Consider the following 1490-nt stretch of genomic DNA (forward strand, 5'->3'; position numbering starts at 1 on the left):
TTGGTGGTGTGTGTGTGCCCTCGGACATCTCCCCTGCCCCCTGCGGCGGCGGCGCCAGATGGGTATAGGCGTCCGGCCCGCGCCGCAGCGCCCGCAACGCCGGGACGGCGGTCAGCAGGTCCCCGAGCCCCAGCGCGCGCAGGACGAGCACCCGGTGGGCCACTACGGCCACGACGGTTCCTCGGAGGGGCAGACGACGAGTTCGCGCACCTCGCAGCCGGCCGGCTGGGCGAGCGCGAACGCGACGGTCGCCGCCACGTCCTCGGGCCGGTTCAGCTTGGCGTCCGCGCCCGGCCTGTACTGGTCGGGGCGGTCGTCGAAGAACGCGGTGTCCATCCCGCCGGGCACGATCATCGTGACGCCGACCTTCCCGGCCATCTCGGCCGCCAGCGCCCGGGTGAACCCGACGACGCCGAACTTGGACGCGCAGTACGCGGTCGCGTCGCTCAGCGCGCGGAACCCGAGCGTGGACGCGACGGTCACGATCCGCCCGTGCGGCTCGTTCTCCAGGTAGGGGAGCGCGGCGCGGACGACGGCGGCGGTGCCGAGCAGGTTCACCTGGATGACCCGCTCCCAGTCCTCGGCGGGCACGTCGCAGAGCGTCCCGCACGCGTCGATGCCGGCGGCGGTGACGACGGCGTTCAGCCCGCCGGCCGCCCGCGCCAGGCCGTGCACGGCGCGTTCGGCGCACCGCCGGTCGGCCAGGTCGGCCTGCATGTGCTCGAAGTCGTCCTTCGGCGGGTGCCGGTCGAGGATGAGAGGCCGTCCGCCGTCGTCGGCGACCCTCCGCGCGACGGCCGCGCCGAGTCCGGAGGCGCCGCCGGTGATGAGGACGTTCATGACGCGTTTCCCTTCGTGGTGGACAGCAGGCGCGTGGTGGAGCGCCCTTCCAGCAGGGGCAGCAGGACGATCTCGCCGTCGTGGGCGCGGACCGTCTCCGCCTCGGGCAGCGTGGTCCCGGCGTAGTCGGCGCCCTTCACCCACACGTCCGGGCGCAGCCGCTCCAGCAGCGGCGCCGGGGTGTCGTCGTCGAACACCACCGCGGCGTCGACGTCGCTGAGCGCCTCCAGCACCCGGACCCGGTCGGCGGCCGGCGTCAGCGGGCGCGTCGGCCCCTTGCGGCGCCGGACGGACGCGTCGGAGTTGACGCACACGATCAGGCAGTCGCCGAGCCGCCGCGCCTGCTGCAGCAGGCTGACGTGCCCGGCGTGCAGCAGGTCGAAGCAGCCGCCGGTCGCCACCACCGTCCCGCCCGCGCGCCGGGTCCGCTCCACGATGTCCCAGGCGTCCTCGCCGCGCTCGGGCACGAGCCGGGCGGTGCCGGTCTCGGCGAGCTGCGCCGACAGCGCCGCGGCGGCCCCCGCCCGGACGAACTCCGAGGCGTCGCGGACGCCCTCGGTGACCGCCGCGGTGAGCGCCGCGCCGACGGCCCCAGCGGCGAAGCTGTCGCCCGCGCCGCACGAGTCGCCCCGCGCCGGCCTGGCGGGCGC

Annotated in this window: 2 protein-coding genes; both read right to left on the reverse strand. The window is 76.2% G+C overall.

All coding sequences use genetic code 11. The features are described 5' to 3' along the window. Positions 1–162: 162 nt before the first annotated feature. Entirely contained in the window at positions 163–840 is a 678-nt protein-coding gene (locus tag HUX53_RS04250) for an SDR family oxidoreductase (protein ID WP_176401859.1), read from the reverse strand. Then, positions 837–1490, reverse strand: a 654-nt coding sequence (rfaE2, locus tag HUX53_RS04255) for a D-glycero-beta-D-manno-heptose 1-phosphate adenylyltransferase (protein ID WP_176401860.1), incomplete at its 5' end; no start/stop codon positions are given. The genes HUX53_RS04250 and rfaE2, both read right to left, overlap by 4 nt.

This window comes from Actinomadura sp. BRA 177, assembly GCF_013372625.1.
In the GTDB taxonomy this organism is placed as follows: Bacteria; Actinomycetota; Actinomycetes; order Streptosporangiales; family Streptosporangiaceae; genus Spirillospora.

Bases quoted from the DNA above. Each gene is read 5' to 3' on its own strand.
- HUX53_RS04250 (WP_176401859.1), bottom strand. From the start codon at position 840: ATGAACGTCCTCATCACCGGCGGCGCCTCCGGACTCGGCGCGGCCGTC.